This is a genomic window from Terribacillus sp. JSM ZJ617 (genome assembly GCF_044383785.1).
GTDB lineage: Bacteria > Bacillota > Bacilli > Bacillales > Amphibacillaceae > Terribacillus.
On record NZ_JBISEQ010000004.1, the window covers coordinates 286,691 to 303,373 of the forward strand.

Here is a 16,683-nt window from a genome sequence, read left to right on the forward strand (position 1 = left end):
CTTCATCCTCCTCCTACAAAATGAATCAGCTCGACTTTATCGCCATTTCTAATCGGCTGCTCTGCATACGAAGCTTTATTAATGATCTCTTTGTTCAGTTCGACAATCACAATCCTTTTCTCCAGGGAAAGTGATGCTAACAGCTGAGCTATAGTCTTGATATCAGCGGATAATTCCTGCCGCCTGCCATTCAGCTGAATATTCACATCAATACCTCCTCGCCAGTGTTCAATCTATCGACACGAAATGCTTCCTTCCATTCTTCCAGAACTTCATTGCTGCTTATCAAATCACAAATCATCTTGCCCGTAGCTGGGGCAAGCAGAATGCCATTGCGCTGATGGCCAGCAGCGATATACAAGCCCTTCATTTCTGGATGCTCACCAATCAGCGGCTTGCCATCGTATGTCTGAGGTCTGAGACCTGCCCAGCTTCTGAGGAACGGCATTTTATCAACCACTGGCAGCATCTTTCTCGCTTTCTCCATGATAGTCTGTAATCCGCCAAGCGTGGGCTCGGTGCTCCAATCATTCTTGACCTTTGTTGCACCTATGATCAGCTCATTGTTGTTACGCGGAACAATATAATGCTGATCATGGAATAAACTGCATGTAAGAGGAGTTTGAGTATTCGTAACAGCAATGCACTCACCCTTCACTGGAAAAATCGGCGTCCCCAACCCAGAACGCTGGAGCAAAGCATTACTCCAAACTCCGCTGGCAATCACCACACGATGTGCTTGCCATTCTCCTTTGGAAGTCCGTAACCGATAATGAGCAGATTCCTTCACAATCTCATCGACCCTGGTATAAGCGTTAATCCGGGCACCTAGCATACGGGCAGCTGTATGGAATCCTCTGCAGGCAATTGCAGGTGTGACATGCACATCTTCTGCCATATGAAGAGCGCCAGAAACTGCTTCTGACAGACCAGGTACTTTCTTTGACACAGTTGCACGATCCAGCCATGTTACTCCTTCCAACGAAGAGAACGGAGAGTTCGTTGTTTCTTCTTCTGTAAAAACAAGCTGTAATAAACCACCTGGGCGACGTTCCATGTCTATCCCTGTCAGAGAGCGAATATCCTCTTCTGCCTGTTCATAGAGCCTTTGACTAGTACGGGCAAAGGGATAAAGCGAAGCACCGAATTCCTTATATTCTGAATGGGCACCTAGCATACCAGCTGCTGCTTGCGTCGAGCCTGATCCGACTTGGCCTGCTTCCAGCAAATCGACTTGATGGCCTGCTTTCGCTAAATAATAAGCGATTGCACTGCCGATGATACCTCCTCCAACAATTGCTACTTCAGTGGATCTCTTCAAGACGCAGACACTCCTCCCTTAATTTCTTCACGGCATCAAGCGGGTTTGCAGCAGAAAAGATACTACTCATAACAGCAACCCCTTCTAATTCAAACGCTTTCAATGAAGCCAATCGCTCCACTTCAATTCCTCCTATTGCGTATAACGGAATGTGGGTATTCTGACGGATATACCTTAAATTGGCTAATGGCTGCGGTGATTTCCCCTTCTTACTGGCTGTCGGAAAACAATGCCCATACAGCGCGTATGCCGCCCCGACAGACTCCGCCTGTACTGCTTCTTCAAACGAATGGACAGGCGCACCAATCCGCAAATCAGGATACAGCTTTTTCAATTCTTCCAGTGGAAGGCCATGACCTGGTATATGCACTTGCTTCAAGCCAAGCAGCAAAGCTATATCCATTCGGTCATTAAGCCAAAGCTTATGCGCTGGCAGCCCTTCGTCCAATAGCTCCTTACAAAGCTGATACACTTTACCAGCAGGCTTACGTTTCTCCCTGATCTGCACATGATCGACATAAGGGTGTATCTCCATCAAGATACGTATTAAATCTGCTGCTTCATATGCATCATCAGTTACTGCCATCAATTTGATTGCCATCACCTCCTGGATACGAACAGGCCGGACATACAAAAAACACCACTCCCCAAAGGAAAGTGGTGTGAAACTTGCGAATGGATACATACAAAAGAGCATGTAAACCCGAGTGTCTACACTTTCCTACGCAGGTCCGAACCTGTTCAGGTTTTGAGGGTTTAAAGAGTCACTACTCTTCATCTCAGCCCTTATGAAGGGATCCCCTAGTGTGAAAACTTATTGAACTTACCCACATCGTAACATAAATAGCATTTTATGCAAGATTCTGATTACAAAAAAGAAAAGGCCATCTGGTTTTATACAGATGGTCTTTTCAGCGCCTGACTCAGTACTTATAAGATTGTCCGCCATCAATTGGTACAACAGTAGCATTGATGAAGTTTGCTTGATCGGAAAGAAGGAATGCAACAAGATAACCGACTTCCTCCGGCTTACCAAAGCGTTTCATTGGGTTGACGCTGACGAATTCCTTGCCCGCTTCTTCCCAGTTATCTCCGCCAAGCTGACGAAGGGATCCTTCAACCATTGGCGTCATGATGGCACCTGGAGCAATGGCTTTGATGCTCACACCGAATTGTCCGTATTCGATACCGGAGTTTTTCGTAAGACCTACTACACCATGCTTACTTGCTGCATAACCGGACTGGTTGCCGATTCCGCGGATACCACCTACAGAAGCTGTATTTACTACAGAACCATAGCCCTGCTCCTTCATTACTTTCAATACGTGGCGCATGCCGTAGAATACGCCATTCAAGTTGATGTTCACAACGCGGTCGAATTCGTCTACAGGATACTCTTCTGTCAGATTTTGCGTTCCTTCCACACCAGCGTTGTTAAAGAAACTATCGATCTTACCAAATTGATCAATTGTTTGTTTTACATACGCCTCAACTTCCGGCTCATTTGCACAGTTTGCCACAATCGTAAGAACCTCTGCCTCTGGTGCTGCAGCCAATATTTCCTGCTTCGTTTTTTCCATACCTTTTTCACTTAAATCAACAAGAGAAAGCTTTGCACCTTCTTTTGCTACTTGCAAAGCTGCTGCGCGTCCTAATCCAGAACCCCCACCTGTAATCAATACTACTTTATCTTCAAAACGTTTCATGAAAATCTCTCCTTTTCTGATTCTGTCAAATTGCAGTAAATCCGCCATCAATCGGCACTACTACACCATTTATATATGGTGCTTTACCAGTCAATAGGAACGCGACAAGCTCTGCCACTTCCTCCGGCTGGCCAAGACGCTTCTGAGGAATCGGTTCTGTCGCATTCTTGAATGCAGCTGGATTCTTCTCTTTATATTCTCGAACCATTGGCGTTTCTGTCGTACCTGGAGCAATTGCATTTACCACAATGCCTTGCTCGGCATACTCAGCAGCCAACGTCTTCGTAATCCCAACCATTGCATGCTTCGTAGCTGAATATGTACCAACTGTGGCTTGTCCCACGACACCTGCTGTGGATGACGTGTTGACAATTCGCCCGCCGCCATTAGCAAGCATAACTTCCAATACATATTTCAACCCGTAAAGGGCGCCGTTTAGATTAATTCCTAATACCATATCGATCTGCTCAATCGTATTATCCACGAATTTTACACCAGGACCAGAAATACCAGCATTATTATAGAACATGTCGATAGTTCCAAATGCCTCTACCGTTTTATCTACATAATGTTTTACTTCTTCTGCCTTGCTTACATCCGCTTTGACGAAAATAGCTTTTGACCCTTTTTCTTCTATTAAGCGAACCGTCTCTTTACCGGCTGCCTCAGACACGTCAACGATGCTGATTGCGATACCTTCTTCTGCTAGTCGCAATGCTGCAGCTTGTCCAAGACCGCTGCCGCCTCCTGTGATGACCGCTACTTTCTGCCCATACATAAGCAAAGCTCCCTTCAATATGTGTAAATAGGTTAATTTACCTACTCCATATGTAAGAGCTTACACCTCTATCATAGATATCGCAAGAGATAACTCTTCAAATAATTTTCACTTTTTCATTTGACATTCAAATTCAGTTCCCTTATATTTATATTGTGCAAAATATAATTTTGGAAAATTGATTGGAGGGACACTTAATCTTGGAAAAGGATTACTACCTAGAAGATCATCTTTGCTTTTCCTTATACGCTAGCTCACGTGCAATTCTCAGGATGTACCAGCCGCTGCTGAAAAAGCTGGATATTACATACCCGCAATATCTCGTCTTGCAGGCATTATGGGAAATGGAGAAACAGACAATCAAACAGCTTGGAGAGAAGCTGGATCTGGATACTGGTACGCTGACACCTCTGCTAAAACGGATGGAAGCGAAGCAGCTTATTCACCGACAGCGTTCCAAAGAGGACGAGCGAGTTGTCTATGTCACCCTGACCAATCAAGGTGAGGCATTGAAACAAGAAGCAACATGTATCCCCCTTGCACTCGTATCTTCCAGTGGCATGTCTTCTGAAGAAATGGATGAGCTGAATAGATTAGTGAAGAAACTCACAACGAATTTACAGAAAAGATAGGATGTTGGATAAATGATTATCCGACTTTCTTTTCCCCTTTTATATTTTGCACAATATTATTTCACAAAATATATATGAATGGAGAATCTGCTATGACAAAAATTAAACCTGTACTAGAAACGGAAGCACAAAAATTCATCGAGGCAACAGCGAATCCGCCGTACTTATTTGATCTTGGACCAAAGGATGGCCGAAAAGCAGTCGATGATGTTCAGTCTGGTGAAATTGATAAACCAGAGGCGGAGATAAAAGATATTACAATTTCTGGCGGCCCATCTGGTGAGGTTTCTATTCGTATCGTAAAACCGAAGCAAATCAATCGGAAACTGCCAGTCATCCTATACTCTCACGGCGCTGGCTGGGTATTTGGAAATGCACATACACACGACCGTTTAATTCGTACACTTGCAGTCGGCTCTGAATCTATTGTTGTTTTCCCAAACTACAGTCTATCACCGGAAGCAAGATACCCTGTAGCGATTGAAGAAATATACGCTGCTCTGGAATGGATAGCTGAAAAAGGTACCGAATACGGGATGGATACCACAAATATTACTGCAGCAGGAGATAGTGTCGGGGGTAATATGACAGCTGCTATAACATTAATGGCCAAGGAAAGAAAAGGACCTAAAATCAGTAAACAGCTGCTCTTCTATCCTGTCACGGATGCCAATTTCGACACAGAATCATATCATCAGTTTGCTGAAGGTTACTTCTTGCGCCGCGATGGTATGCAATGGTTCTGGAATCAATATACGACTGATGAACAGCAACGCAATGAGATTACAGCTTCCCCACTTCGAGCAACTATCGAAGACCTAAAAGACCTGCCAAAAGCACTTATTATTACAGCGGAAGCAGATGTACTCCGCGACGAAGGCGAAGCATACGCTCGGAAGCTTCAGAAAGCTGGTGTAGATGTTACGGCTGTCCGTTTCCAGGGTATTATCCACGACTTTGTCATGCTGAATGACCTAGCACATACAGAGGCTGCCAAGGGCGCCTTGCTACTGGCCAATGCTTGGTTAAAAGCCTAAATTAAAAACGCACCGTTCAGGTGCGTTTTTTATACTTCCTTATGAATGATATGCTCCGGTATGGAAGGTATCCGCTCCAGTTTCTCTTGCAAAAATGCTGGCCTTAACGGCATTTCTGCGATTCTTTCCAGGGGAATCCATTCATAATGAAACTCCCCTCCTTCAGGAGATATGACTTCATCCGTTCCGTAAAGCCTATTTTCAACATCCTGTATCAAATAAATAAAGCTGTATTCATGATAGAGGCTCTCTCGATAGTTAAAGAAATTCTCCACTGACCATAACAGTCTCTCGACCTTGGCGCGAATGCCAAGTTCCTCCTCGAATTCCCTTTCCACAGCCTGTCCTGAATCTTCTCCTAACTGAATACGTCCGCCAATTAGTGTCCAGAACGGATCTTTCTTGTTTCTATGCAGCAGCACATGACTATCTTTTACAATAATGCCTGCCGTCCGGCAATTCAGCATCTGTTCACCTAAATCGATGGTCAAGTCCTGAGTCATTTGCTTCTTTCCTCCGATTCTTCGATTGCTTGAACAATGTAATACGGGCCAGCTCCGTGGTTTGAAGGTACCACTATCTTTCTTCCTGTCTCTGGATAATAAGCAGAATGGAAACTCACGCCCGGATCAAAGCCGACAACATAATACTTATTGATTTTTTCCTCCACTTTTTTTATCCATATCCCATATCCGTATGATGTTTCCTCATCAACCTGGACATGCGGCTTCAGCAACACCCCGGTAAGTTCTTCGTTCAGGAGTTTATACTGAGTCAGTGCATCCCAGAAATGCACCATATCAGTAACACTCACATACACCCCGCCATCTGCGCCGCCCCTTACTGGTAACGCATAAATATTGGAACGATACTCATCGTCTTCCTTGATATAACCAATTGCTGTATTCCCTGGCAGTTTATCAAATGTAAAATATCCGGCCTCTGTCATTCCAGCGGGTTCAAAGATATGCGTTTGGACAAAAACAGTAAATGGTTCTTTAGCAATTTCTTCCACCACTAATCCCAACACGATGAAAGCAGCATTGTTATAATGGAACCGTTCACCAGGTAAAAACATCATCTTCTTATCTTCGAACAATGGCAGAAAATCCGCACCCGATCTTACTCGGTACATCGGCAGCGTTTGCCACAGCTCCTCAAAGTCATCCATTTCTTCTTCATCGAAATAATCGGGTATGCCAGACGTATGCGTAAGCAGCTGGTGTATTGTTACGTCCTTATGAAAATGTGGAAATGCTACCGGGAGACAATCTATTAACTTGGTCTGGAAATCCAGTCGTCCTTGCTCCACTAGTTTCGCAATCGCCACAGCTGTGAAGATCTTTGCTCCAGAAGCTATTCCAAACCTTGTTTGCTTATCAAATGCTAGCTTGTCTTGCTTATTGGCATAGCCATTTTGGAAGAAAAAGCTTTCTTGATTTTCTTCTACGTATGCCACACCAGAGAAATCTATTTCTTTTGCTACCTTTTCCAATTTATTCTCTAATCCGCTCATACTTCAAACACCTCTCTCTTTAGAATCTTCGAAAAACTTACAGCAGTCTACTAATAAAAGGATCAGCCATCGGCCGACCGGTGCCGCCAATGGCAGCAACAGAAACCCGTAGATGAAACCCCACACAATAATATCGCCGACCGCTAAGTTTTCCAGTTTATTTCCCCAAACGACCATATGAGTCGTCAGGGAACCAATCGTACCGGCATAGGCGACCACAATAAAAGCCATGATGCTGCTGATAGCCCATTTAACCCCTTCACTGACTCGTTCAATTCTTTTGAATTGTGCTCCAGCAATACTGAAAACCATCAGAAAGGGCACAACGACCTGAAGAAATACCCCGATATACATTATCGAGGGTGCAGCCATTAGAAAAGAGGTACTGACAACAATCGCAAAAATAAAAGTACAAAGTACAGCAGCTGTGATACTGAATGCAGCTCCAACAATCATTCCTTTCACACTCATGCAATCGACCCCTATTCTCCACTCACAAACCATGTTACCATAATTGGAAATATATGAAGGATATAAAAAGTATGAATGGGGCTGATTGTTATGCGCATTGCTGTCCTGACAGATATACATGGAAACCTTGCTGCACTGCAGGCTGTGCTAGGAGATATAGACAAGCGTGGAGATGTCGAGCACATATACTGCCTCGGTGATATGCTGGCGATCGGTTATGAAACTGATCGTGTACTGGAGCTTTTATTTGGCAGAGATGACATATCAATCATTACCGGAAATCATGATGAAGCTGTGCTGGCACTAAGCAGACAGGAGACTTATCCCGAAAGCCACAAGAACGAAAGAGCACATCACCAGTGGATTGCCGACCGAACTGATCCAGGTTACCTTGACTTACTTCATAAGCAGCCACGCCAAATCAATCAGCATATCAAGGGGCATGCCGTTTTGTTCACGCACTACCATATCCACCCAGATAAAGTGAATGCCCACATAAGCGAGGATCCTTTCTCTCGTATTGTTGCACCTTCTCTTGAAAATCTGGAGATGCTGTTTCAGGAACAAAAGGATACAGAACTCATTTGTTTTGGCCATCATCACCCACTTCATCATTTTCGTAACGATCGAAAAATCTTTCTGAATCCAGGCTCTCTCGGCTGCCAGCCAAAACCGATCGCACCTTATGCAATTGCAGAGATAGAAGAAGATATTAGAACAACCGTAATAGAAGTACCTTATGACAACAGAGCTTATTTAAGGGGATATGAAAGATTGGAAGTGCCAGAATGGGATATCATCCTGAAAATCTTTCATGGAGGACAGCTGCAGAAATAAAAAAAGCGGACAACTGATTGTCCGCTTTTCATGTAGTAGGAAGACCTTTCCCTCCGAGCGTTTGCAGGGTATTGATACGTTCCATTCCTGTTATAAGAGGCTTTGCCCGTCGGATTAATGTTTGTGTCGCATCTAAAGCAAGTGAGGCTTGATGAGCCGCTTCATCCTTCCATACTTCGTATACATATACTGCTTGCGGCTCATCATGAGACACACTGACCTGATATATTTCACAGCCATCTACATGCCCCATAGCCTCCGCTGCATCCAGCAGTATCGAACTCAATTCATCTCTATCATCTTTATGGACTAGAAATCTCCCGTACAAGCCGAATTTCTCCATTCAGTTCATCCTTTCGCAAGAAACAGTCTGAAGGGAATATTCGACACGACCTATACGAATCCCTCTATCTGGAACGTAAAGCCGACTTATTCACACTTCGGAACGACCAAACTGCAAAAGCAAGCGAGAAGATTACTAACAGACTTCCGACATGCGCTGTCGTCTGCATAGAGGATGTAGCACCATTGACAAGACCGCCTACTAACGAACCTAATGAAATACCTATCTGCAGCGCTGAATTGTTGAAGCTCTGGTGTATCCCAGCTGTCTCTGCATCCGATTCAATGATATAGTTCTGAAGCGGCGGTGCCAGACTCCAGCTTAATGCAGCCCAGATAACCATCACCACAAGGAATAATGGGAAGGAAAATGTAGAGAATGGAAGCAGGAATAAAATAATTGCAAATGATGCCACTACAAGGATGATACTCACCTTGGATCCAAATTTATCTGCCAGACTGCCTCCAAAGGCTCCTCCACCAACTGCTGCGATACCGAAAATAAAGTAGCAAATACTAATCCATTGCGTATTCAGACCTAACTCCGATTCAAGGAAAGGCGTGAAATAAGCGTAAATCGTATAATGGCCTGCAAGCAGGAACAGCATCGTCAAATGTGCTGTCAGCATCTTTTTATTACGCAGTGCTTTCAGCTGCGATTTCAAGGATTGCACTTGTTCTACCTCAATACGATCGAGCGTAAATGCGATTAATATCATGGAAAGCAAAGCCATTAATCCTATGAATAAAAACAGCATTCTCCAGCCGAATGCATCACTGATGATGATACCAATCGGTACCCCAAGTACGAGCGAGGAACTGATCCCCATGTAAATAAGACCGATTGCTTTCGCACGATGCTGCTGCTTGACGATTTTCGCCGCGATCGTCAAAGAAAGAACAATGATTAATGCTGTACTCATTGCAGTAATGACGCGAGCAATCATGACAAATAGGAAGGACGGACTCACGTATGTGATGACATTCCCCAGTACAAATACACCTAACGTCAAAAGCAAAAGCTTCTTTCGTTCAATATTTGCGGTCATCGTATATAAAATCGGACCTGACACTGCATAGACCAAAGCGAACACTGTAATAAGCTGCCCTGCCTGTCCAATCGAAACCTGCAGATCATTCGCTATGGTAGGCAATATCCCCCCGACAATCAGTTCAACTAACCCTACCGATATAACAGAAATAGCTAATATAAAGACTCTGAAATTCAATTTTCATTTCCTTTCTATATCCTATATTCGAAAATGGCACATAAAAAAACTCCCTGATTACAGATTATAAATCTGTAATCAGGGAGTTATGGCTCCTGGTAGAGACCCTCAAACCAAATTATTGAGGTTATACAGTGTAACACGAACGTATTCCATTTTCTTATTGCATTATAGCAAGATACTGACATAACTGCAACACCGCTGGTTAATGGCTTCTACTCAAAAGAAACGGAATTTACTATGGATTTTATGAACGGGTTATCTGGATTTATTTCGTCTTCAAAAAGGCCAAAAGAGAATGTAAAGGCTTTTTCATCATGTATAAAAATGTTTTGTACGATTTTATTATTTTCATGACTAACCAATTCATATGTTTCTATACCATTGACTTCATATTTCCGATTACTTAAAAAGTCGATTCCAGCTTGCTGCTTAGCCATTTCAACATAAGCATCCGGGGTTAAATTCGGCATATACGATAAATCATCAACTACTAATACAAACGCAGCAGTATCATTTTGGAATCCGAACGTGATACTTCCGCTCTCCTCTTCTGGCGCTTCGATTAATTCAAATTCAGAAGGTATATCAAATGAAATGCTGTCGTATGTAAATTTTCCATCTTCAATCACATAGGTGTCTGTATCTGGTTCTGGCTTTTTTTCTTCCGTTGACTGTTCTGTCTCATTTGAATTAGCCTCTCCCTCTTTAGGTACTGATGTACTAGATTCTTTTGAGCCATCATTCTTAGAGGATTGATCAACTGACGTATCCAATCCACAACCACATAAGAAGAGTAAAAGAGCAGTAAATGATGCAATTAAGTACATTTTGTTCATCTCATCACCTCGCGCTAAAGTATAGCACATGATTATCCAATTTTAGAACAAAATGTAACAATGGTGAAAAAAAGTACTGATTATGCATTATAATAGCCCTAAATTAAATGTTTTTCTCTCTTCATGGACTATTGATTAATCTCTAGTTACCCAAGAAAACAAAAAACTCTCTGAATACATTTACTATTGTATTCAGAGAGCCAGAAGAACCAAACCAATGATTAACTATACTTGATCTGTTCATTCTGTTTCGCATTTTTATCAGAGCATGAATATTCAGGTAAATACCCCAAATCCCTGCAGCAATCATACCTGCCTGCCCAAATTAAAACTTATCCAATAATCAAATACCACTAGAAACAAAACAAGAACGGCATGCATTTGAAATGATATTCCAACGATATTTATTCATCTTTACCTCCTAGCAGTTTAACTTATTAGCTAATCCTGACTCAACAACAGCTGTAAAAAAACGAAGCTTTATGATTGCTTTATCGGAAAAACTCGATATACAATAGACTCATGAATACAATCGAACTATTCAAAGCTTTGTCGAATGAGAAACGACTGCAAATACTGCATTGGCTTAAAGAACCGGAGAAGCATTTTCCCAAGCAGCAGGCACATCTGCCGAAGGAGGTTCATTACAAGGGCGGTGTCTGTGTCGGAGACATACAAGAAAAAGTCCAAGCCTCTCAATCCACGGTTTCGCAATATCTGGCCATGATGCAGCGCGCAGGGTTATTGGAGTCAATCCGTTATAACCAATGGACGTATTACCGCAGAAATGAAGAAACAATTCAGAAGCTAGCAGCTTACCTGGATAAAGAATTGTAACGACTTACAAGGGATCCTTTATGGATTTCTTTTCTTTCAACTTTGAATATCGATTTATTACGATATACAAATATACAACAAATGGAGTGACACGATGGCTTTAACTAAAAAACAGATATTTTTAGCATTCACATTAACTTTATTGACGTTCGTTATGGGAACAAGCGAATTCGTCATTGTCGGCCTGCTGACAGAGGTCGCTGCTGATCTAAACGTAACGGTCGCATCGGCCGGAACACTTGTATCGGGATTTGCCATTGCTTATGCAATCGGCACTCCCCTCTTAACTGGCTGGGTAAGCCGTTTTCCGAAATATCCTTTGATGCTCACACTAATTGTTGTCTTTATTTTAGGTAATATTATTAGTGCTTTAACATCCTCTTTCGGGGTATTACTAGCAGCAAGAATCGTGACAGCAGCAGCAAGTGGTGTCCTTACCGCCTTAGCGATGACAGTAGCAAGTGATACAATGCCAGCGGCAAGACGTTCTTCGGTTATTGCACTCATTTTTGCCGGTTTCACGATCTCCAATGTCCTGGGTGTACCGCTTGGTACGTTCATAGGCCAATTAGGATCATGGCACCTGACGTTCTGGGTGACTGCACTACTCGGTGTTATCGCCTTTGTCATCAGTCTATTCATCCTGCCAAAGACAGCAGCAGGCGAGAAAAGTTCCATCATGAAGCAGCTTGTCCTATTCAAGAATCCAAAAATCCTCGTCGGTTTCTTTATCCCGACGTTCAGTATCGCTGGAACGTATACAATCTACACGTATATCACGCCTATCATTGAGGATGAATTAGGTATTGCCTCCAGCTCAGTCGGACTTGTCTTGCTTGCATACGGACTCTTTTCCATCGCCAGCAACTTCTTAGCTGGAAAGATAGCCGGCCGTAACGGTATTGGAGATCTGCGTTATGCATTCATCATCCAAGCAATCATCATTGGCTCCCTATACGTGACAATGGACATCACAATTGCCGGATTGATCAGCATCATGCTAATGGCAGTCATGATTTACGTCATGAATGCGACCATTCAAATTTATCTGATGGATCAAGCAGCAGCCTATTCGACAGCGGCCAGGGACTTTGCTTCCTCGCTGACTCCTGTGTCCGTCAATATCGGTATTACACTTGGTTCTGCGCTAGGCGGATTGGTCGTAGCATACGGAAACCTGCAAAACCTTGCGATTGTGGGCGGGATATGTGCTCTTATTGCATCCCTATTATCGTTTATCAGCTATCGAATGGAGAGCTGATACCTATACAAAAAGACAGGTTGTCTTCAACCTGTCTTTTTCGTATGTAAGAAATCAGATTTAGTTATTGCATACATTTTCACATCACGCTGTGCTCCTTTTATAAATAGCAGCTTGCGTAATGTTCCTTCAAACGACATACCGGCCTTCTGCATCACTTTCTCCGATCCGCTATTTTTCACATCGCACTTTGCCTGAACCAGTTCAAGTTCCATTCGCTCAAAACCGAATTGAATGACTTGCTTTGCTGCCTCTGTCATATAACCTTTATTCCAATACGGCTGCGCCAGCACATATCCAATTTCACCAACATGATGATTCTGCTGCCAAGATACATAATTGATTGTACCAATCAGGCGCTTCTCCTCCTTAAGCTCAATTCCCCAAAAAACTGCCTGATTATTTTCGTATAAATTAAGAATGATATCCAAAAATTGCTGCGCATCCTCAATCGATTGGTGCGTAGGCCAAGTGACAAATTCTGAAACAGCCGGATCGGAACCATAGGCATATATTGCTTCTGCATCTGATAGGGTCAACTTACGAAGAAGAAGCCGCTCGGTTTCTAAGGATGGAAGGTTCTCAAGTATGTGTTCTGTTTGCATGTAAAACTTCCTCCCAACAATGTTTGTATATATTTTACATATGTATTCATCATCATAAACCAATGTTGGATCTCAATCTACTGAAAACAAAAAAACTCCCTGGCTACAGTTAACAACTGCATGCAGGAAGTTCTATTGAACTGATCTCTCCTAAAATGATTGATACATATTTTTGCCATTCTTCTTCGCCTGATACAAAGCGGCATCAGCACTCCGCATCAACTCATACTCTTTCGTGCCATTCTCCGGGTAGAAAGCTATCCCGATACTGGATGTTGTCCTGAAGAGATTCCTGCCTATATTCCATGCTTTTTGAAAGGATTCAAGGATATCGTCCGCAATACGAAAAACATCATTTTCCTCTTCAATTTCCGGCAAAAGAATCGTAAATTCATCTCCGCCTTGTCTCGAAAGCACATCTTGATTCCGCAGGCATCCCTTGACCCTGCTAGCGAATTGCTTTAACAGCTCGTCGCCTACATCATGACCAAGAGTATCATTGATATATTTAAAATTGTCGAGATCCAGATACATGACAGCTATTTTCTTCCTGTTCTGCTTTGCCTCTTCCAGCGCTTGCTCCAGCTTTTCCTTGAACAGCCTTCGGTTCGGCAGTCCAGTTAAGGTATCATGATAGGCCATATGCGTCAGTTGCTGTTCATATGCCAATCTTTCTGTAATGTCCCTTGATACAAAAAGGAAATGTTCAAATACCCCATGTTCATCGAAGATAGGGCTTGCTTGCGCCTCCAGCCAAATCCAATTGCCCATGATATTCTTAAAACGGAATTTTAGCACACAGCCCTCTTTTGTCATCACCATTTCACCCATCTTCTGCCGTACCTTCATACGGTCATCTTCATGCATGAAATCCCTCGCTGGTTTTCCCTCATACGCGACAGCAGGAAACCCAAGCACCGTTACATGGGACGGCGAAGCGTACTTGAAATAGCCATCCCAGTCGATGATACAGACCAAATCTGTCATATTCTCCGCTATCAATCTGTATCGTGCTTCACTTTGCCGCAACGCTTCTTCAGCCATTTTCCTTCCGGTGTGCTCCTGTATGATCATTAAGTAAGAAAGCTCGCCTTCATACTCTAAAGAAACACCAGTTATTTCGACATCAATGATTGCTCCATCCAGCCGTACTACTTTCTCTTCTGTCGGCGATATTACTGCACCGACTCGATTTAATTGCCGGAAACGTTTTTCGACTATATCTGCATAGTCTGGGGGAGAAAAATCCAGAATCGATTTTCTTTTTAGTTCCTGTATAGAGGCAGCTCCAATCAGATCAACAAAAGATTTATTTGCGTGAAGGATGCTGCCTTCTCTGTGAATGACTATGGCTATAGGTAATGATTCCAGGAGCATCAGCTGCTGTACATCTAACTTTCCGAACATAAAGTCCTCTTCTCTACGATGCATCGCGACACACCACCACTATATATTCCACTTCCCCCCGTTCGTCCAGTACAGGAGTTCCGATAGCTTCGACAAGCAGCCATCCTTTATTGGCGCACTTGTATCTGAACTTCACCTGCCGAGCTGTTTTATATGTCACAATCTGATGGATCCGGTTTTGAATCAATTCTACTTCATCAGTGTGAATCCATTTAAAAGCACTTTCTCCGACAAAGGTTTCAGGAGCTATACCAAGCAGCTTTTGATGGGACGGTGAAGCATAGAGTATAATGGAGTCCGAGTTTATTATACAAATCAAATCCTGGACATTTTCTGCAATCAGACGATATTTCACATCATCTGAGCTGAATACAATTCCGGTTTCCTTTGTAATATCCACGGAGCATCCAATTACTTCGACTACTTTTCCTCCCCGGATGATTGGCCTCAGCGATGTGACATACGACAAACCATTTACTCTGGACTCGTATATGACATTCTCTTCCCCATTCCACGCTCGCTCATAGAATTCCATTTTTCTTTCCGCTTCTTCGGCCGGAAGAAAGTCTTTTAAGTCCTTTCCGATAAGCTGGTCAGGAGTAAACTGCAAGCGGTAGATCAGTTCTCCATCACAAAAACTATGGACAAACCGTTCATGTTCTTTTTTAAATTTAAAAATCATTCCCTGTTGTTTCCGTACTGCCTCCTGCAAGTCCTGATACGTATTTTCCACACCGCTTTTGAACCAAGTTTCCCTGGACTTCTCTAAGGAGATACCCTCATCCGGGATTATCTGTTCCAAACGAGGAATGCTTCTTTTAAATTCTTCGGGCTCAACCGGTTTACTGAAAAGATATCCCTGCGCCTCATTACATAGATTCTGCTGCAGGAAAACAAGATGATCCTTGGATTCCACACCTTCGGCAATCACTTCTAGCTTTAATTGATGTGCCATTGCAATAATCGTTTTGACAATGGTGGCATCCTTGGAATCAATGGTACAATTACGCACAAATGACCGATCTATCTTGATGATATCTATCGGGAATTCCTTTAAGTGATAGAGGGAACTATATCCGGTGCCAAAGTCATCCAAACTGATTCGAACACCTATCTGTTTCAATTTATTCAATACAGGCAATACATAATCGACATCCATCGTCATAGATTCGGTAATCTCCAGCTCCAGATACTCCGGAGAGAGTCGGGATTCTTCTAAAATAGACTGTACCTTCTCTGCCAAATCACCTTGATACAATTGAGAAGCCGAAAGATTAACCGCCACAATCATAGAAGACAGACCTTGTTCCTGCCACGCTTTATTCTGCATACATGCCGACCGCAGCACCCATTCTCCAATAGGAAGAATCATTCCTGTCTCTTCAGCAGCAGGGATAAAATCCAGTGGAGAAATGATTCCTTGCTCAGGATGTTCCCATCGGATCAACGCCTCCACTCCGCACAGCTTACCCGTCTGCAGGTTGAGCTTTGGCTGGTAAAGAAGACGAAATTCCTCTCTATCAAGTGCGAGCTTCAATTCTTCATTCCATTTATTTTTAGTTGATTTATATAAATTCACTATCGCAACACCTCGTTCTGCTAGGTCTTTAACACATGCTGCTGGCTTGCTTAGTAGGACAGTTCCTTTATCTTATAACGGCTATGTTGCTGTTGTATTAAATACGTCTGCTATATATGCTTCATGATTATACAACCATCCCCGGCTGGATACGATACTTTTTAATAATCCAAATATAGGAATCAGCTGCAACAGTAACCAACACTATTACAGTATCTATACCCCATTACATAGAGTGAAATTCTGCGTTCTAACATACAGGCCAATCAAAATAACCGCCAGCACA

General features: G+C 43.0%; 19 protein-coding genes and 2 riboswitches. Of the genes, 5 read left to right on the forward strand and 14 right to left on the reverse strand.

What is annotated here, in order from left to right; all coding sequences use genetic code 11:
- Positions 1-2 precede the first annotated feature (2 nt).
- From thiS to ACH6C1_RS15025, 5 genes are all read right to left on the reverse strand, one after another.
- Positions 3-206 carry a sulfur carrier protein ThiS gene (thiS, locus tag ACH6C1_RS15005; RefSeq protein WP_374078423.1) on the reverse strand — a complete coding sequence of 68 codons (204 nt, stop codon included), beginning with the start codon at positions 204-206 and terminating at the stop codon, positions 3-5.
- Positions 203-1,321 carry a glycine oxidase ThiO gene (thiO, locus tag ACH6C1_RS15010; RefSeq protein ID WP_374078425.1) on the reverse strand — a complete coding sequence of 373 codons (1,119 nt, stop codon included), beginning with the start codon at positions 1,319-1,321 and terminating at the stop codon, positions 203-205. Before thiO ends, thiS begins: the two co-directional genes overlap by 4 nt.
- Positions 1,305-1,922 carry a thiamine phosphate synthase gene (locus ACH6C1_RS15015; RefSeq protein WP_374078428.1) on the reverse strand — a complete coding sequence of 206 codons (618 nt, stop codon included), beginning with the start codon at positions 1,920-1,922 and terminating at the stop codon, positions 1,305-1,307. Before ACH6C1_RS15015 ends, thiO begins: the two co-directional genes overlap by 17 nt.
- Before the next feature lie 100 nt (positions 1,923-2,022).
- Positions 2,023-2,134: riboswitch (TPP riboswitch) on the reverse strand.
- A 110-nt stretch (positions 2,135-2,244) separates the two neighbouring features.
- Entirely contained in the window at positions 2,245-3,027 is a 783-nt protein-coding gene (locus tag ACH6C1_RS15020) for an SDR family oxidoreductase (RefSeq protein WP_374078430.1), read from the reverse strand.
- 25 nt (positions 3,028-3,052) lie between these two features.
- Positions 3,053-3,805 (reverse strand): SDR family NAD(P)-dependent oxidoreductase, encoded by a 753-nt coding sequence (locus ACH6C1_RS15025; RefSeq protein ID WP_374078432.1) that lies wholly within the window; start codon positions 3,803-3,805, stop codon positions 3,053-3,055.
- A 200-nt stretch (positions 3,806-4,005) separates the two neighbouring features.
- Here ACH6C1_RS15025 and ACH6C1_RS15030 point away from each other — a divergent pair, with 200 nt between their 5' ends.
- Both ACH6C1_RS15030 and ACH6C1_RS15035 read left to right on the forward strand, forming a co-directional pair.
- Positions 4,006-4,437: a MarR family winged helix-turn-helix transcriptional regulator gene (locus tag ACH6C1_RS15030; protein WP_374078434.1), complete on the forward strand. Its 432-nt coding sequence runs from the start codon at positions 4,006-4,008 to the stop codon at positions 4,435-4,437.
- 92 nt (positions 4,438-4,529) lie between these two features.
- On the forward strand, positions 4,530-5,474 hold the full coding sequence (locus ACH6C1_RS15035) for an alpha/beta hydrolase (RefSeq protein ID WP_374078436.1): 945 nt from the start codon (positions 4,530-4,532) through the stop codon (positions 5,472-5,474).
- A 29-nt stretch (positions 5,475-5,503) separates the two neighbouring features.
- Here the strand turns inward: ACH6C1_RS15035 and ACH6C1_RS15040 are convergent, their stop codons facing one another.
- Genes ACH6C1_RS15040 through ACH6C1_RS15050 form a run of 3 tightly spaced genes read right to left on the reverse strand, consistent with a single transcriptional unit; the run spans position 5,504 to position 7,461 of the window.
- On the reverse strand, positions 5,504-5,977 hold the full coding sequence (locus ACH6C1_RS15040; RefSeq protein ID WP_374078438.1) for an NUDIX hydrolase: 474 nt from the start codon (positions 5,975-5,977) through the stop codon (positions 5,504-5,506).
- Positions 5,974-6,990, reverse strand: a complete 1,017-nt coding sequence (locus ACH6C1_RS15045; protein ID WP_374078441.1) for a serine hydrolase domain-containing protein — start codon at positions 6,988-6,990, stop codon at positions 5,974-5,976. Before ACH6C1_RS15045 ends, ACH6C1_RS15040 begins: the two co-directional genes overlap by 4 nt.
- A gap of 3 nt (positions 6,991-6,993) precedes the next feature.
- Positions 6,994-7,461 carry a hypothetical protein gene (locus ACH6C1_RS15050; RefSeq protein WP_374078443.1) on the reverse strand — a complete coding sequence of 156 codons (468 nt, stop codon included), beginning with the start codon at positions 7,459-7,461 and terminating at the stop codon, positions 6,994-6,996.
- A 90-nt stretch (positions 7,462-7,551) separates the two neighbouring features.
- Here ACH6C1_RS15050 and ACH6C1_RS15055 point away from each other — a divergent pair, with 90 nt between their 5' ends.
- Positions 7,552-8,298, forward strand: a complete 747-nt coding sequence (locus tag ACH6C1_RS15055; protein WP_374078445.1) for a metallophosphoesterase family protein — start codon at positions 7,552-7,554, stop codon at positions 8,296-8,298.
- Positions 8,299-8,326: 28 nt separating this feature from the next.
- Here the strand turns inward: ACH6C1_RS15055 and ACH6C1_RS15060 are convergent, their stop codons facing one another.
- The 3 genes from ACH6C1_RS15060 to ACH6C1_RS15070 all read right to left on the reverse strand — a co-directional run bounded on the left by ACH6C1_RS15060 (position 8,327) and on the right by ACH6C1_RS15070 (position 10,708).
- Entirely contained in the window at positions 8,327-8,641 is a 315-nt protein-coding gene (locus ACH6C1_RS15060; protein WP_374078448.1) for a putative quinol monooxygenase, read from the reverse strand.
- A 64-nt stretch (positions 8,642-8,705) separates the two neighbouring features.
- Complete coding sequence (locus tag ACH6C1_RS15065) at positions 8,706-9,869, reverse strand: MFS transporter (RefSeq protein WP_374078451.1); 1,164 nt, start codon at positions 9,867-9,869, stop codon at positions 8,706-8,708.
- A gap of 55 nt (positions 9,870-9,924) precedes the next feature.
- Positions 9,925-10,024, reverse strand: a riboswitch (purine riboswitch).
- Between the two features lie 60 nt (positions 10,025-10,084).
- Positions 10,085-10,708: a hypothetical protein gene (locus ACH6C1_RS15070; RefSeq protein ID WP_374078454.1), complete on the reverse strand. Its 624-nt coding sequence runs from the start codon at positions 10,706-10,708 to the stop codon at positions 10,085-10,087.
- Between the two features lie 522 nt (positions 10,709-11,230).
- On the opposite strand from ACH6C1_RS15070, the gene ACH6C1_RS15075 reads away from it, so the two are divergent.
- Both ACH6C1_RS15075 and ACH6C1_RS15080 read left to right on the forward strand, forming a co-directional pair.
- Positions 11,231-11,545: an ArsR/SmtB family transcription factor gene (locus tag ACH6C1_RS15075; protein ID WP_038565330.1), complete on the forward strand. Its 315-nt coding sequence runs from the start codon at positions 11,231-11,233 to the stop codon at positions 11,543-11,545.
- A gap of 94 nt (positions 11,546-11,639) precedes the next feature.
- Positions 11,640-12,806: an MFS transporter gene (locus tag ACH6C1_RS15080; RefSeq protein ID WP_374078456.1), complete on the forward strand. Its 1,167-nt coding sequence runs from the start codon at positions 11,640-11,642 to the stop codon at positions 12,804-12,806.
- Between the two features lie 26 nt (positions 12,807-12,832).
- Here ACH6C1_RS15080 and ACH6C1_RS15085 read toward each other — a convergent pair whose 3' ends face one another.
- From ACH6C1_RS15085 to ACH6C1_RS15095, 3 genes are all read right to left on the reverse strand, one after another.
- Entirely contained in the window at positions 12,833-13,411 is a 579-nt protein-coding gene (locus tag ACH6C1_RS15085) for a GNAT family N-acetyltransferase (RefSeq protein ID WP_374078459.1), read from the reverse strand.
- A gap of 150 nt (positions 13,412-13,561) precedes the next feature.
- Entirely contained in the window at positions 13,562-14,842 is a 1,281-nt protein-coding gene (locus tag ACH6C1_RS15090; RefSeq protein WP_374078462.1) for a diguanylate cyclase domain-containing protein, read from the reverse strand.
- Complete coding sequence (locus ACH6C1_RS15095) at positions 14,832-16,397, reverse strand: EAL domain-containing protein (protein WP_374078465.1); 1,566 nt, start codon at positions 16,395-16,397, stop codon at positions 14,832-14,834. The genes ACH6C1_RS15090 and ACH6C1_RS15095 overlap by 11 nt, the downstream gene beginning before the upstream one ends.
- Positions 16,398-16,683: the final 286 nt, after the last annotated feature.

Excerpts from the sequence above, each read along its gene's own strand:
- ACH6C1_RS15020 (WP_374078430.1), bottom strand. The coding sequence starts at position 3,027 with ATGAAACGTTTTGAAGATAAAGTAGTATTGATTACAGGTGGGGGTTCT.
- ACH6C1_RS15025 (WP_374078432.1), bottom strand. The coding sequence starts at position 3,805 with ATGTATGGGCAGAAAGTAGCGGTCATCACAGGAGGCGGCAGCGGTCTT.
- ACH6C1_RS15085 (WP_374078459.1), bottom strand. The coding sequence starts at position 13,411 with ATGCAAACAGAACACATACTTGAGAACCTTCCATCCTTAGAAACCGAG.
- ACH6C1_RS15060 (WP_374078448.1), bottom strand. The coding sequence starts at position 8,641 with ATGGAGAAATTCGGCTTGTACGGGAGATTTCTAGTCCATAAAGATGAT.
- ACH6C1_RS15035 (WP_374078436.1), top strand. The coding sequence starts at position 4,530 with ATGACAAAAATTAAACCTGTACTAGAAACGGAAGCACAAAAATTCATC.
- ACH6C1_RS15015 (WP_374078428.1), bottom strand. The coding sequence starts at position 1,922 with ATGGCAATCAAATTGATGGCAGTAACTGATGATGCATATGAAGCAGCA.
- ACH6C1_RS15055 (WP_374078445.1), top strand. The coding sequence starts at position 7,552 with ATGCGCATTGCTGTCCTGACAGATATACATGGAAACCTTGCTGCACTG.
- ACH6C1_RS15050 (WP_374078443.1), bottom strand. The coding sequence starts at position 7,461 with ATGAGTGTGAAAGGAATGATTGTTGGAGCTGCATTCAGTATCACAGCT.
- ACH6C1_RS15090 (WP_374078462.1), bottom strand. The coding sequence starts at position 14,842 with ATGCATCGTAGAGAAGAGGACTTTATGTTCGGAAAGTTAGATGTACAG.
- ACH6C1_RS15040 (WP_374078438.1), bottom strand. The coding sequence starts at position 5,977 with ATGACTCAGGACTTGACCATCGATTTAGGTGAACAGATGCTGAATTGC.
- ACH6C1_RS15045 (WP_374078441.1), bottom strand. The coding sequence starts at position 6,990 with ATGAGCGGATTAGAGAATAAATTGGAAAAGGTAGCAAAAGAAATAGAT.
- ACH6C1_RS15075 (WP_038565330.1), top strand. The coding sequence starts at position 11,231 with ATGAATACAATCGAACTATTCAAAGCTTTGTCGAATGAGAAACGACTG.
- ACH6C1_RS15080 (WP_374078456.1), top strand. The coding sequence starts at position 11,640 with ATGGCTTTAACTAAAAAACAGATATTTTTAGCATTCACATTAACTTTA.
- ACH6C1_RS15070 (WP_374078454.1), bottom strand. The coding sequence starts at position 10,708 with ATGAACAAAATGTACTTAATTGCATCATTTACTGCTCTTTTACTCTTC.